The sequence below is a fragment of the Streptomyces sp. NPDC007983 genome (assembly GCF_042958345.1).
Classification (GTDB): Bacteria; Actinomycetota; Actinomycetes; order Streptomycetales; family Streptomycetaceae; genus Streptomyces.
Window position 1 is genome coordinate 117,838 of the sequence record NZ_JBIBJI010000002.1, and the last position, 12,999, is coordinate 130,836.

Annotated in this window: 13 protein-coding genes and 1 pseudogene; 7 read left to right on the forward strand and 7 right to left on the reverse strand. The window is 69.9% G+C overall.

Going from position 1 to position 12,999, the window contains the following annotated elements:
* Positions 1-55 precede the first annotated feature (55 nt).
* Positions 56-949, forward strand: coding sequence for an alcohol dehydrogenase catalytic domain-containing protein (locus tag ACFZCY_RS05315; RefSeq protein WP_391169609.1), 894 nt, complete (start codon positions 56-58; stop codon positions 947-949).
* 400 nt (positions 950-1,349) lie between these two features.
* Here ACFZCY_RS05315 and ACFZCY_RS05320 read toward each other — a convergent pair whose 3' ends face one another.
* Entirely contained in the window at positions 1,350-1,604 is a 255-nt protein-coding gene (locus ACFZCY_RS05320; RefSeq protein ID WP_391169611.1) for a Txe/YoeB family addiction module toxin, read from the reverse strand.
* Positions 1,601-1,864, reverse strand: a complete 264-nt coding sequence (locus ACFZCY_RS05325; protein ID WP_391169613.1) for a type II toxin-antitoxin system prevent-host-death family antitoxin — start codon at positions 1,862-1,864, stop codon at positions 1,601-1,603. The genes ACFZCY_RS05320 and ACFZCY_RS05325 overlap by 4 nt, the downstream gene beginning before the upstream one ends.
* Before the next feature lie 1,501 nt (positions 1,865-3,365).
* Here ACFZCY_RS05325 and ACFZCY_RS05330 point away from each other — a divergent pair.
* Positions 3,366-3,664: pseudogene (locus ACFZCY_RS05330) on the forward strand (M1 family peptidase); the annotation flags it as partial.
* A 510-nt stretch (positions 3,665-4,174) separates the two neighbouring features.
* Positions 4,175-4,849, forward strand: coding sequence for a hypothetical protein (locus ACFZCY_RS05335; RefSeq protein WP_391169615.1), 675 nt, complete (start codon positions 4,175-4,177; stop codon positions 4,847-4,849).
* A 667-nt stretch (positions 4,850-5,516) separates the two neighbouring features.
* Here ACFZCY_RS05335 and ACFZCY_RS05340 read toward each other — a convergent pair.
* The 3 genes from ACFZCY_RS05340 to ACFZCY_RS05350 all read right to left on the reverse strand — a co-directional run bounded on the left by ACFZCY_RS05340 (position 5,517) and on the right by ACFZCY_RS05350 (position 8,009).
* Entirely contained in the window at positions 5,517-5,960 is a 444-nt protein-coding gene (locus ACFZCY_RS05340; protein ID WP_391169617.1) for a heme-binding protein, read from the reverse strand.
* A gap of 118 nt (positions 5,961-6,078) precedes the next feature.
* Positions 6,079-7,050, reverse strand: a complete 972-nt coding sequence (locus ACFZCY_RS05345; protein ID WP_391169620.1) for an NmrA family NAD(P)-binding protein — start codon at positions 7,048-7,050, stop codon at positions 6,079-6,081.
* Entirely contained in the window at positions 7,047-8,009 is a 963-nt protein-coding gene (locus ACFZCY_RS05350) for a zinc-binding dehydrogenase (protein WP_391170366.1), read from the reverse strand. Before ACFZCY_RS05350 ends, ACFZCY_RS05345 begins: the two co-directional genes overlap by 4 nt.
* A gap of 130 nt (positions 8,010-8,139) precedes the next feature.
* Here ACFZCY_RS05350 and ACFZCY_RS05355 point away from each other — a divergent pair, with 130 nt between their 5' ends.
* The gene (locus tag ACFZCY_RS05355) at positions 8,140-9,135 is read left to right on the forward strand and encodes a helix-turn-helix domain-containing protein (protein ID WP_391169622.1); all 996 of its coding nucleotides are present in this window, start codon (positions 8,140-8,142) and stop codon (positions 9,133-9,135) included.
* 350 nt (positions 9,136-9,485) lie between these two features.
* On the opposite strand, the gene ACFZCY_RS05360 is transcribed toward ACFZCY_RS05355, so the two are convergent.
* On the reverse strand, positions 9,486-10,145 hold the full coding sequence (locus ACFZCY_RS05360) for a TetR family transcriptional regulator (protein WP_391169624.1): 660 nt from the start codon (positions 10,143-10,145) through the stop codon (positions 9,486-9,488).
* Between the two features lie 165 nt (positions 10,146-10,310).
* On the opposite strand from ACFZCY_RS05360, the gene ACFZCY_RS05365 reads away from it, so the two are divergent.
* From ACFZCY_RS05365 to ACFZCY_RS05375, 3 genes are all read left to right on the forward strand, one after another.
* Positions 10,311-11,429 (forward strand): serine hydrolase, encoded by a 1,119-nt coding sequence (locus ACFZCY_RS05365; RefSeq protein ID WP_391169627.1) that lies wholly within the window; start codon positions 10,311-10,313, stop codon positions 11,427-11,429.
* Between the two features lie 72 nt (positions 11,430-11,501).
* The gene (locus ACFZCY_RS05370) at positions 11,502-11,960 is read left to right on the forward strand and encodes a hypothetical protein (RefSeq protein WP_391169629.1); all 459 of its coding nucleotides are present in this window, start codon (positions 11,502-11,504) and stop codon (positions 11,958-11,960) included.
* A 55-nt stretch (positions 11,961-12,015) separates the two neighbouring features.
* On the forward strand, positions 12,016-12,780 hold the full coding sequence (locus tag ACFZCY_RS05375) for an NAD(P)-binding domain-containing protein (RefSeq protein WP_391169631.1): 765 nt from the start codon (positions 12,016-12,018) through the stop codon (positions 12,778-12,780).
* Here the strand turns inward: ACFZCY_RS05375 and ACFZCY_RS05380 are convergent, their stop codons facing one another.
* The gene (locus ACFZCY_RS05380; protein ID WP_391169633.1) at positions 12,781-12,969 is read right to left on the reverse strand and encodes a hypothetical protein; all 189 of its coding nucleotides are present in this window, start codon (positions 12,967-12,969) and stop codon (positions 12,781-12,783) included.
* Between the last annotated feature and the right edge of the window lie 30 nt (positions 12,970-12,999).

Below are 12,999 nucleotides of genomic sequence, written 5' to 3' on the forward strand. Positions count from 1 at the left end.
GGAGCGAAAATGAAGCAGTTACTAAAAACTAACCGTTAGTGTTACGGTCGGCCGCATGAAGAAAGTGAGCTTCGCCGAGTTCGGCGGTCCGGACGTTCTGCAACTCATCGACGCCGAGGAGCCCCACGTGGGCCCCGGTCAGGTACGCATCGCCGTGCGGGCGGCGGGCGTGAACCCCGTCGACTGGAGGGTCCGTGAAGGCCAGGTCCTGGGGGCCCATCCGATCGAGTTGCCCTCCGGTGTCGGGCTGGACGCCTCCGGGGTGGTGGACGAGATCGGCGAGGGTGTCGAAGGGGTCGAGGTCGGCGACCGCGTGTTCGGTGAAGGCTCAAGTACCTATGCCGAGTTCGCCGTGCTGTCGGCCTGGGTCCGTATGCCCGAGGGGCTGACGTTCGAAGAGGCGGCCGGATACCCCTCCGTGGTGGAGACCGCATTGCGCATCATCCGGGAGGTTGGTGTGCGGTCCGGGCAGACGCTGCTGGTCAGCGGCGCGTCCGGGGGAGTCGGATCGGCGGTGCTGCAGATCGCCCGCGACCGCGGCATCACGGTGATCGGCACGGCTGGGGCCGCGAACCAGGACTATGTGCGTAGCCTGGGTGCCCTCGCCACGACGTACGGCGAGGGCTGGGTCGAGCGGGTGCGGCGGCTCGGCCATGTCGACGCGGCTCTCGACTTGGCCGGCTCGGGCGTGATCCGCGAGCTCGTCGAGCTGACCGGGGATCCGCAGAAGGTGATCTCCATCGCCGATCTCGGTGCGCCGGAGCTCGGTGTCCGATTCTCCGGCGTGGCCGGGAGCGTGCCGGATGCGCTCACCGAGGCCGTCGGCCTCATCTCGCGGGGGAAGCTCCACATCCCGGTAGAGAAGTCGTACACGCTCGCCGAGGCCGCGGCGGCGCACGTCGACAGCCGTGCTGGTCACACGCGCGGGCGCCGGGTCCTGGTCGTCTGAAAGCCGGCTGTGCGTCCTCCTCAAGGGGAAATTGAGGACGACGCCAGCCGTGGGGCTCTCGTATTGTCGCCGGATTCCCCTGGGGCCACGCGAGTGACCGTTGGTGATCGTCGGGGGTGTGGGCGTCTGCGCTGACGTGAGCAAGTGGCGGGCCCCGCCATCGGAGCGTCCCTGGCGGGTCTCCCGCCGGGGACGAGCAGGGTCACCGCGCCGCCACCGAACTTGTATGCTGCGCCCCGCAGGAACTCACCCAGGACGCTCGGTCCTTGCCGGCCAACCCATTTCCGCAGGTGCCCCGCCTTATCCGTACGCGACCCGTCGCGACGGGTCAGGCGCCTCCGCCAGCGGTCCGGGTGCCACCAGCCGACTGTGTCCTGCCCCGCCCCGGCGGAGCGCGTGATCAGTAGTGGTACCGGGCCTGGACGATGATCAACTCGTCGTCGGTCGGCTTGTACACGAGCCGGTGCGTGTCGTCGATCCGCCGGGACCAATAACCCGAGAGGTCGCCCTTCAGCGGCTCCGGTTTGCCGATGCCCTTGAAGGGGTCGCGCAACGTGTCGCGGATCAGTTTGTTGACGCGCTTCACCGTCTTGCGATCGTTTTCGGCCCAGTAGGTGTAGTCCTCCCAGGCGTGTGACGTGAACGAGATCTTCACGCCTGTCCCGTGTCGGGGTCGATCAGCTCACGCTGCTGAGTCTGGCCGGCCTCGGCCTCGGCGATGGAGTCGAGCAGGCGGCGGGCGTTCTTGGGGGAGCGCAGGAGGTGCACCGTCTCTGTCCAGGAGGTGAAGTCCTCTTCGGACATCAGGATGGCGTTCCCCTTGCGGGAGGTGATGTGGACCGGGGCGTGGTCCTCGTTGACCTGCTCGATCAGCGGGAACAGGTTCTGGCGCGCCTCGCTGGCGGTGATGGGCATGGCTGCCTCCTCTCGACTTGTACAAGATATCGTACGGGTTTGTCGGCGTCCACTGATCATCACCGGCCGGCCGTCCGCTTGGGGTCTGAGATGCAGTGCCTCACCGCGCTGGATCGAGCCGGATCGAGGGGAACCTCGACTTCATCTTCGGCTGACCGTCCCGGCCGGGCCCGCCCTTCCCGGCGCCCGTTCTCCTCCTCGCCCCGGGCGCCGCCGTGCGCCCGGGGTCTGACCTGCCTCGTCCCACGGAGCACCCCATGCCGTCGAACCCCAGCCAGCCGCCGCCCGTCCGGTGCTTCCACGGGGGCGTGCCCGGCCTCCGGCCCGGTGACATGGTCACCCCGCACCCGCCGCGAATCGTCGATGGCTGCCCGGTGTGCGAGGCCCGTGCCGCAGGCATCCAACCGAGCGTGCCTGGGCTCGGCGTCATCGCCCCCGTCACCGAACGGCCCAGGTCAAGAGGCGCGTGCCGGGAGGCATAGGGAGGCATGGCGAAGCAGCGCGAGGCAGCCCCAATGCGCTTCTGCGGCCGATGACGGCACGTCAGAATCCCACGTTCGGCGGCGCCGCCGCCGTCCAGCCCCACGTCCAGATGGAGCTGATGGACCGCCTGTGCCACGCCGTGGGACGCCCGGAGGACTTCGTCGCAGTGGTCACCTGCAGGACGCTCGGCGTGGAGGTCGCCATCGGGCTGGCCCGGAACATCGCGCGCGTCCGCGGCGGAACGCGGCGCAGGGACATCCTGACATCCAACCTGAGCTACCACGGGATGGGCGCGCTCACCCTCGCGCTCGCCGGTAACCACGCCCGGCGCCCGCGACTGCCGCGCTGTGGGCCCGGTAGCGGGCGTAGTGCTCCTGGCGGCGCAGGGAGTGGACGGACTCGCCCTCGCTCAGCTGACGGTGCCATCTTGCGCTGGTAGGCGGGAGCGGGTTACCCGATGCCCGCCAGGATGTGGACCATGGCTCAGCCCGTATCACGATCGACCTCGACCACAGCCTCGCTGACTTGGAGTCACGCGCCGCCGGTGACCGGATCGAGCGAGCACTCCTCCGCGCCACGCGGCGGATCGGCGAGCGGATCCGCCGCCAGATATAGCCGGGTCTGAACGCCGCGGTGGTCTCGGTCCGGGGCGAGCCGGACCTGACGCGGTTCGACGCAAGACATCCACGCCGTCGATCAGCGGCCGCCTCTGTGTCGCAACGTCAAGCAGCCGCGGCTCTGCGGTGATCACCCCGTGAGGAGGGGTGCAGCAGGATTGAATCGGATGGAGATGTCCGGTTCTCCGGTAAAACCGCAGGTGAGATGGGTCACCGGATCGGGTTCGAGTCCCACCCGCCCCACCACGCGCTACGCGGGCAGAATCCTTCTGGCCTGCGAGGACGGGAAGGCCGTGTTGTCGTCCCGTCCTCCTCGCCCGTGGCGTCACTGTAGGCGCAGGCCTGCGGACATCTCGAACCCAAGGCGTCACGCGACCGTGGGTGGCTGTCCTGCGGCAGGCCTGTACGCCACTCCCGCCGGCGATCCCCTGTGGGCGTCCCTCCCGGCAACCCCGGCAGCGGCGCCAAGATCTTCGGCCGCCCCGTCTACAACCGCGGCGCCATGGCCCTGCACGCCCTGCGCACCGCCGTCGGCGACCGGGTCTTCTTCCGCGTCCTGCGCGCCTGGGCCGTACAGCACCGCCACGGACACGGCACCACCGCCCAGTTCCGGCGCCTCGCGGAACGGGAGTCCGGGAAGAACCTCGGCCCGCTGTCCAACAAGTGGCTGTATGCCCAGGGGAAGCCCCGCACCCCCTGACGGCGGATGCGTCGGCGCGGCAGCCACCCCCGGGCCACCGCCCGCCGCCCCGAGCACTCCCGCAGTCCGGTCCGACGTCGTTCTCAGAGGGCATCGTCCGGACCGTCGTCCGGCGTGTCGGCCGGACGACGGCGTCCACGACGACCTGCCCACCATCCGCACACCAGGCTTGGGATTGCGGCCCTATGGTTCCACCGCGGCAAAACGGTCAGGCTCCGTCTTCGTCCTAGCTGCGCGCCAGCAGGCTGATACCGGCCAGGTATGGCCGATATCGGCCTGCTGGTTGGCCTGATGTGCCCTGGATACTCTTGCCGTTGCCGCCGCGCGCTGTCGGCGCGGCGCCTCGGTTTGGAGGGGCTCATTCCGCCTTCCACCGTCTGACGCACCTCGCGTTTCCTCTGTTCTTCTCTGTTCCATCGCGCCAATCGGCAATGCAGTGATGGTCATTCACGCTCGTGGAACGGTTCGGCACCTTTTCCGGATCAAGCGAAGACATCCTGGGAGACACACGTGAGAAAGCTGAAGCTGGGCAGGAGATCGGCCCGATTAGCCTCCGCGCTGGCAGTCGGCATGCTGATGGTGACCGGCCTGTCGGCCACGTCAGCCAGCGCCTCGTCGTCCTCGGCCAGTGCCGCGCCCGAGCTGGGCGTTCGTTTCTACCCCGACGGGAACGGCCAGTGCGACGGGCCGACGAACCCGCCGGAGCGGTGGTTCAGCGCGGCCGACTGGAGTACCCCCATCCGCCTGGACACCGACGACCGCGCGGGCGGCTGTCAGCTGGCCTTCGGCCTCTACGACCCGTCGAACTCTCTCGCGGGCCTGACCGCCACCTACACCTGGGAGGCAGAGCCCGGCAGCGACGACACCCAGCGCCAGAACGGGGGCCCGAAAACGATCCCGATCGACTCCTCCCTTAGGACGTTCGCCGACCCCATCCGGGTGGACACCGACGGCCGAGCGGGCTGGTGCAACCTCACCTTCGCCCTGTCCGGTCGCTCGGACATCATCCTTGAGGTGCAGTGGTACGGCGACGACGGCGGCGATGCCAAGGGGCAGTGCAAGAACACCCGCCCGAAGAACACCTCGCAAATCGTCAGAGCGGGGCAGCCCGTGACGGTGGGCGACGACACCGACGGCCGTGCCGGCGGCTGCTACCTGTCGCTCCGCCTGAACCGCACGTTCTAGCTTCTGTCCCGGACGATCGACTGAGCGATGTCGTGCTCGTGCCGCCGCCACCAGAGGCGACTGACACCGCACGCAACCCGCCCTCCGGCCTGCGCGGCCGGAGGGCACCCGCTTCCCTGGCCGCTGCAATGTCCTGGGCGTCACAGCCCACCCGACCGGCGCCTGGGTCATCGGGACGTTCCTCGGGCACGAAGTGGCCACTGCCCGGAATCACCGCACCGGTCAGGTGCGGGCCGGCCGTGTCCAGACTGTCGGCGAGTCGGGCGCCTGTGCTGTGCTCGCCGCCGACGGCGAGTACGGGCATGGGAAGGGTTCCTCCGGTTTCGTGCCAGGCCCGGTTGACGCGGCCGTCCTCGAGGAGGGTGCGGTAGTGCGCGAAGCCGGCGCGCAGTGCCTCGTATCCGCGGTAGGAGGAGGCGACGGTGGCGACCTCTTCCGGCGGGAAAGTCCCGGGTACCGCGGCAACGGTGCTTGCCGTGCCTGATGGCCAGGTCAGGCGCTGTGTCCGCGTCGTTCGTAGTGGATGGTGCGGGCTTGGTGTTTTCGCCTTCGACGCCAGGTGGACCAGTGCAGGATGTGCTCGACGGGTGTGGGCCGGCGGTCGGTGAGACGGGTGATCAGCCGTCGTATGCCGGCGGGACTGACGCCGGTCGGGCGCGTACGTGGCTCAGGCGGGGATTTCGAACCCCAGCGCTCGCAGTGCGGCTTCCGCGGCCTGCCGGTCCTGCTCGGCACTGCCGCCGGAGACGCCCAAAGCGCCGATGACCTCGCCGAGCTCGATGACGGGATAGCCGCCGCCGACGCCCATGAGCCGAGGATGATGGGCGAGAGGGGCGACCTCGGGATCGGCCAGGTAGGAATTCCAGACGTGGGTGGCGCTGCGGTAGGAGGCTGCCGTCCACGCCTTGTCGACGGCGACCTCGGCGGCGAGGAACGGTGCGTCGTCGGCACGTTCGAACGCCTTCAGATGGCCGCCTGCGTCTGTGACCGCGACAGCGGCTTCGAATCCGATGTTCTCGGCGGCCGCGCGCACAGCTGCGATGAGTTCGGCGGCGGAGGAGCGGGTGATCGAATGCGCGGGCAGGGAATGCGCCCGCATGACGTTCTGCATCAATGTCCTCTTCAAGAGCAAAGATCATTTTCGACCGCTGCCGGTGCCGCCCCGGACCGGCAAGGCGGTGTCGAAGGAGAGCGGAGAGCGGAGAGCGGAGTGCGGTGCCGCCGCGTCGTCATCCCCCGGCGGTGCCGTCCCACCCAGTGGTGGCCAACCAGTCGCCGAAGGTGGCGAGTTCGGGGTGCAGGGCGCGCAGGGCCTGCAGGTCCCGGTCCCGGGAGAGAAGGTCGCGGTCCTGGAAGAACGCGAACATCGCGGCCAAGTCATGGCCGATCCCCGGGAGGGACCGGCTGAACTCGTCGAGGTCCACCGCCTGGTAGGCACTCGGTATTCCGGTCGTCCTCTCGAACGCTGCCGCGATCTGGTCGCCGGTGAGGGCGTCGGCGGCGATGCGCAGGGTCCGGCCGCCCCAGTCGTCCCAGTGGTCGAGCTGGTGGCGGGCGAAGAAGGCGATGTCGTCGAGCGCGATCAGGGGCCAGCGGCCGTCCTTGCCGAGCGGCAGGGCGAACAGGAGACCCTCGCGGCCGTCGGGCAGCCGGGTCCGGCGCGGCGCCAGGCCGTACAGGTTCTCGAAGTACGGTGCCGTCACCAGGACGGCCACGTGCCGCGAGTACCAGCCGTCGGTCTCCTGCCGCATGGCCTCTTCGGAGCGGTGCAGCGCGATGTATGCCTCCACCGCGGCCTTCGCGTCGTAGTGCGGGACCGGGATACGCCCGTCGGTGAGGATGGCGGCGTTGTCCAGTGACGACCAGACGAACCGGTCCACCCCGGCCTCCTGCGCCGCGTGCAGCGCCCGCAGACCCTGGGCGCACTCCTGCTGGGGGCTGGTCGTGGCGAAGAAGTCGGTGTTGCAGAAGACCTGGTCGACGCCGTGGAAGGCGGACTTCAGGGACTGCTCGTCGTCCAGGTCACCGCGGACCGGCCGAACGTCACCGGGGGTGTCCTCGACAAGGGCACGGGCCCGGTCCGAGGACGGGTCGCGCGTCAGCACGCGTACGACGGTGCCGGGCCGTGCGGCGAGGGCGCGGACGACTCGGGCGCCCATGGTCCCGGTGCCCCCGACGACGAGTGCGGTTGTCGACGTCACCGCGTCACCTCCAGGACGAGCTTGCCGCGGGTGCGGTTGGTCTCACCCAGCCGGTGCGCCTCGGCGGCCTGCTCCAGGGCGAAGGTGCGTTCGACCTCGACCCGGACCGCGCCGGAGTCGACCAGGCCGGCGACGGTGGTCAGGGCGGCGGCGTCCGGCTCGACCAGCAGCGGGCTGGTGCGCACACCCGCCTGCCCGGCAGCGGCGGCCAGAGTGCCCGAGACACCGCCCGGGATGGAGATGACCAGGCCGCCTCGCCGGGTCACCGACACCGAACGCACGTCGGTGCCGTCCGCGGCTCCGACCAGGTCGATGACGACATCGACCTTGCCCGTGGCCTCCTCGAACCGCTGCCGGGTGTAGTCAATCGTCTCGTCCGCGCCCAGTTCCTTGAGCCAGGTGTGCCGGGGCTCGCGGGCGGTCGCGATCACCTCGGCGCCAAGGTGCTTGGCGAACTGCACCGCCAAGTGCCCCACGCCGCCGGCCGCGGCGTGCACCAGCACCCGCTGCCCGGTGGTGACGCGCGCCGTGTCGACCAGGGCCTGCCAGGCGGTGAGCGCCGCGAGCGGCAGAGCCGCGGCCTCGACGTGCGAGAGCGAGGCCGGCTTGCGGGCGAACTGGCGGGACGGTGCCGTGACGAACTCGGCGTACCCGCCGGCCGGGCGCGGGAACCACGGCATGGCGTAGACCTCGTCGCCGGGTACGAGGGTGGTGACCCCGAAGCCGACCTCCTCGACGACGCCGGAGACATCCCAGCCGAGGATCAGCGGCAGCGTCTGCAGCCCGGCCATACCGTGACCCGCGCGGGTCTTCCAGTCCACCGGGTTGATTCCGGCGGCGTGCACGCGCACCAGCACCTCTGTCGGCAGCGGCTCGGGGCGCGCGACCCGGCCGGCGGTCAGCACGTGCGGCCCGCCGAACTCCTCGATGGTGACCGCGCGCATCGTCTGCTCGCTCATACTTTCCTCGCTCATATCCGCTTCGCATGTCCTTCAGTCCGGGCCGGGAGCCCGGGCACGTGCTTCAGCCTCGTCGATGCTCAGAGACTCCGTGAGTGGCTGGACAGCCACCTGTCGTACCATTCCAGCCATGCCGCATCGTGTTGCCGTTCTCGCCCTCGACGGGGTCATGCCGATGGACCTGGGTATCCCGGCCCGGGTGCTCAACGAGGCCCTCGATCCGACCGGGGCACGGCTCTATTCCGTGACGACCTGCTCGCTCGGCGGCCGGCCGGTCCACACGAACGAGGGCTTCCGGATCGTCGTCGACGACGACGAGTCACTCCTGGAGGACGCGGACACCATAGTGATCGCCACCCAGGAGCCCGACGAACATCTGCTCGCCACCGGCGAGTTGCCCGCCCGGGTCGCCGCGGCCTTCGCCCGGATCAGGCCCGAGGCCCGCATCGTCAGCCTGTGCACCTCGTCATTCCTGCTCGCGGCGGCCGGTCTGCTGGACGGACTCCGGGCCACCACCCATTGGGCGCTGTGCGGCCAGTTCACCCGGCGGTTCCCCGACGTCGAGGTCGATCCGGACGTGCTGTTCGTCGACAACGGCCGCATCCTGACAGCTGCCGGTGGGGCAGCCGGCATCGACCTGTTCGTCCACTTGGTCCGCAGGGACCACGGCGCGACGGTGGCCGGCGCCGCGGCGCGGCGATGCGTGGTGGCTCCGTGGCGCGAGGGCGGACAGGCACAGTTCATCGAGCACCCGGTGCCGAAGGATGCCGACCGTTCCACCTCGGCCACCCGCCAGTGGGCACTGAGCCGGCTGGCCGAACCGGTCACGTTGCAGGACATGGCCCGCCACGCCCACATGAGCGAGCGCACGTTCACCCGGCGGTTCCGCGCCGAGGTGGGCACGAGCCCCCTCCAATGGCTGGTGCAAAGCCGGCTGGCCCAGGCGCGCCGCCTGCTGGAGTCCAGCGACCTGACCGTCGCGCGCATCGCCACAGCCTGCGGCTTCGGGGACCCCGTCGCGCTGCGCAAGCACTTCCACACCCACCTCGGCCTGTCCCCACTGGCCTACCGCCGCGCCCACCGCGCACCTGGACCGGCCCGGACTCAGTCGCTCCAGGTGACCTGAGCCTGTGCGATGCGAACTCTCGCCGACCGGGTCGCGGGCAGGCCCACTCGCAGCCGAGGTTGAGGACCGCACGGTCCCCGGCCACTGGGGGCGACCTCGTGATGGGCACACGACCATCGTTGGGCTGCCGGACGGTATCGAAGCCGAGCAGGTCACCCCGCGCCTCACCGGGAGTCTCCTCGGTATTCCACCACCGGGGCCGGGAGTTGGCCGAACACCAGGCCTGTAAGCCACGGAGCCTGTGGCAGCGCGGCACCAACGAGAACACCACCGGCTGTACCCGCAAGGGCGCCGGCCTCCGCACGTTCAGCCAGGCCGCCGCCGTTTGCCGACACTCTCGAGCCGGTCGGCTAGCTCCGGCAGATCGCGGCCTCGATGTGGGCGAGTTGGGCGGCGAGGATCTCTTCGAACGCAGCGCGGCGGTCCGCTCCCAGGGGGCGGACGTCGCGGGCGAAGTGGGCCAGGGCCGGGAAGCGTTCGGGGTCGGCGCCGAGGACCGCGACGCGAAACAGCTCCATGGCCTGTTCGTACTCCTGGGGGGTAATGGTGCTGACCCCGGCCTCGGAGGCGATCAATGCGGCGAGGAGGACCACGATCCGGTGGTAGCGCGCCGGGATCTCCTCGTCGGGCAGTCCCGAAGCACGCAGAGCCTGCAGCACCTCTTCCATGACCAGCCGGGAACCGGTGCCGCTTGACGCGTAGCGTCCCCAGACCGCGGCGAGCTGGGGTTGCCGGCCGAAGGCCTCTCTGACGCGCAGGGCCAGTGCGGTGATGCGTTGCTTCCAGTCGCCCTCGGGCTGGTAGCCGTCCATGGCGGCCAGGAGGATCCGGTCGGCGACCGCGCGCAGCAGTTCGGTCTTGCTGCGGAAGTGCCGGTAGAGGCTGGAGGAATCGGTCCCGAGCGACGCGGCGAGCTTACGCACGCTGAACGACTCGGCGTCGCCCGTGCGCAGCAACTCCGCCGCCGCGTCCAGGATCTCCTCGGTCGACCAGCGCCTTCGGCCTGTCATCTCACCCCTCTCGCCGGTTCTCAGCCTAACCTATGCACTTGGCGTTGCACGCACCGCGTGCATAATGAGGACATGGGCGTGTCGAGCGGCCCGGCAGGAGGTGGGCCGGCGTGCGAACTCGTGCCTTGTTACCCGGGCCCCCGGGGATGACGAAAGGACGCAGTCGTGAGGAACCCGCTGGATCCCGCGGAGCTGAACGCCGCCATGGAAAACGTCCACCGCGCCGGGATGCCGGGCCTGTTCGCCGAAGTGCGTGACGGCGACCAGGTCTGGCGCGGCGCCGCCGGGGTCGCCGATGTCGCCACCGGTCGCCCCGCCACCGCCGACATGCGGCACCGCGTCGGCAGCATCACCAAGACCTTCACCGCCGCCGCGGTTCTGCAGCAGGTCGAGAGCGGTCAGATCGGTCTCGACGCGCCGACCGGCCGGTACCTCCCGCGGCTGGTTCCCGGAGCGCGCGGTGACGCGATCACGGTGCGGATGTTGATCAACCACACCAGCGGCCTCGCCGAGTACCTCCCCTACGCATACCCCTCCCTCAAGACGTTCCCCGCCCTCGCGGACACCGGGCCCCAGAGCCTGGACGACAACCGGCTCACGCGGTTTCACCCCACCGAACTGATCGACATGGGAGTCGCCGCACCTGCCGTAGGCACCCCGGGCGGCGCTCCGGGGGTGTACTCCAACACCAACTACCTGCTCCTCGGCGCACTGCTGGAACAGGTCACCGGCACTACGGCCGAGCGGTACATCACCCGGAACGTCATCGAGCGCGCCGGGCTCCGGGACACCGGACTCCCCACCGAGCCGTACGTCGACGGGCCGCACTCGCAGATCTACGAGGCGTGGTTCGGCATGATCGACCCGCCGCGTGACTACAGCGTCTACGACATGTCATGGGTGGGGCCGGCGGCCTCGCTGATATCGACCGTCGCGGACCTCAACCGCTTCTTCGGCATGCTGCTGGCCGGCGAGATCGTCAGCCCGTCGTCGCCGGCGCAGATGCAACGCACCGTCCCGGTCGTCTCCCAGGAGGGAAAGACGATCGCCTACGGCCTCGGCCTGCACCCGATGGAGGCCCCCGGCCAGGGCACCTTCTGGGGCCACGGCGGCACGGTCTGGGGTGCAGGCGCGCTCGCCATGACCAGAGCCGACGGCAAGCGGCAGATGGCCGTCGCGGTGAACCTGCAGAGGTGGAACAGGCTCGACTCCTCCGGCAAGCCGCAGCCCCATCCCATCGACGACGCGCTCGCGGCTCTCCACCGCGTGGCGATGTACGGCTGACCGGGCCGGAGAGAACCCTTTTCATCAAACCGGCACGTATGCCGGGACGGGAGAGTTGAGATGGCAGCAGGAATGACCGCAGCAGGTTCGGCACGGCGGCGCCGCACGCTCCTGGTGGTGATGTGGATCGGGCTCGCCCTGACCGCCGTCGCCGCCGTCTGCCCGTTCGTCGACCATGCCACCACCCATCTGCTGGCCGACCACATCCGGGCCGGCTATCCCACGTACAGCCGGACGCGGATCGATACGGCCGTCACCACCTACCTGGGCCTGTTGTCCGTCGTCGGGGCGCTCGGTGTCTTCGCCTGGCTCTGGACGATCCGGGCGGTCAAGGCGGGCAAGCGGTGGGCCCGCCTCGCCACGACCGCGATGTTCGTGCTCGGCACGAGCTTCGGGCTGACCGGGCTGCTCACCAAGGACACCTCCGGCGCCACCGGCCTGCCTCCGGCGCTGGGCTGGGCCGGGATGGCTCCCTGTCTGGCAGGGGTCCTGACGGTCGCACTGCTGTGGAGACGGCCTCGACCGGTGTGACACCGGCACCACCGGACCCGGGGCACGACCACCACACACCATGGAGGACGACACCATGAAACGCATCGGGATCATCGGAGTGGGCGAGATCGGCCGGGCCATCGTGATGGGCCTGCGTCATGGGGGTGACGAGCTGCCGGAGGTGTTTCTCTCCCCCCGGGGCGCCGACACGGCCACGGAGCTGTCCGAGCGGTACGAGGGCGTACAGGTGTGCGCCGACAACCAGGAGGTGGTGGACCGCTCCGAGTTAGTGATCATCGCCGTACGGCGCCAAGACCGGCACGATGCCCTGACCGCTGTGAGGGTGGACGACGACAAGATCGTGGTCAACGTCATGGCCGGCGTCGGCAACGACGACCTGCGACGGACACTCGCCACCGGCGCCCCGCTGACCCGGGCCATCCCCCTGCCGGCCATCCGCGAACGCCGCTCCGTCACGGTGGTGTACCCCTCGCACCCGGAGGTGAACTCCCTCTTCGAGCGCCTGGGCGGGGTGCTTCCCGTTGCGGACGAGGCCGCCTTCAACGTCTTCTCCGCGCTGACGGGAACGCTCACCACCCACTACTGGTACCTCGCCACTCTCACGTCGTGGGCCGCCGAAAACGGCATCGCCTCCGAGGACGCGGACCGCTACGTTCGCAGCCTCTTCCAGGGTGTCGGTCGCGCTCTGAGGGATGAGACCCGTTCCCTGCACCAACTCGCAGCCGACCACGAGACCCCGAACGGAAACAACGAACGCATCCGCACCACCTGGTTCGACCCGGCCAACTCCGAGGCCCTGAAGAGTGCACTCGACGCACTCCTCGTCGATCTCACATAGTCACGTCGGCAGAGATGGGCGCGCCAAGGGACGCAGGGGGCAGAACACTGCGGGGTGTTCCAGCGGGGCGAGGTGTCCCGCACCAGGGATGACCACGGTCTGGCCCGCGTCGAGGTCGCGGGCCAGACCGTCGCCGCCTTCGAAGAAGTCGGGCCGTCCACGGCCTGCCTCGTCGGAGGCAAGCAGCATGGCGTGAGGTGACGTGACCCGAATGGGGGG

Bases quoted from the DNA above. Each gene is read 5' to 3' on its own strand.
- ACFZCY_RS05355 (WP_391169622.1), top strand. From the start codon at position 8,140: ATGCCGCATCGTGTTGCCGTTCTCGCCCTCGACGGGGTCATGCCGATG.
- ACFZCY_RS05380 (WP_391169633.1), bottom strand. From the start codon at position 12,969: ATGCTGCTTGCCTCCGACGAGGCAGGCCGTGGACGGCCCGACTTCTTC.
- ACFZCY_RS05370 (WP_391169629.1), top strand. From the start codon at position 11,502: ATGACCGCAGCAGGTTCGGCACGGCGGCGCCGCACGCTCCTGGTGGTG.
- ACFZCY_RS05325 (WP_391169613.1), bottom strand. From the start codon at position 1,864: ATGCCCATCACCGCCAGCGAGGCGCGCCAGAACCTGTTCCCGCTGATC.
- ACFZCY_RS05360 (WP_391169624.1), bottom strand. From the start codon at position 10,145: ATGACAGGCCGAAGGCGCTGGTCGACCGAGGAGATCCTGGACGCGGCG.
- ACFZCY_RS05350 (WP_391170366.1), bottom strand. From the start codon at position 8,009: ATGAGCGAGCAGACGATGCGCGCGGTCACCATCGAGGAGTTCGGCGGG.
- ACFZCY_RS05375 (WP_391169631.1), top strand. From the start codon at position 12,016: ATGAAACGCATCGGGATCATCGGAGTGGGCGAGATCGGCCGGGCCATC.
- ACFZCY_RS05340 (WP_391169617.1), bottom strand. From the start codon at position 5,960: ATGCAGAACGTCATGCGGGCGCATTCCCTGCCCGCGCATTCGATCACC.
- ACFZCY_RS05315 (WP_391169609.1), top strand. From the start codon at position 56: ATGAAGAAAGTGAGCTTCGCCGAGTTCGGCGGTCCGGACGTTCTGCAA.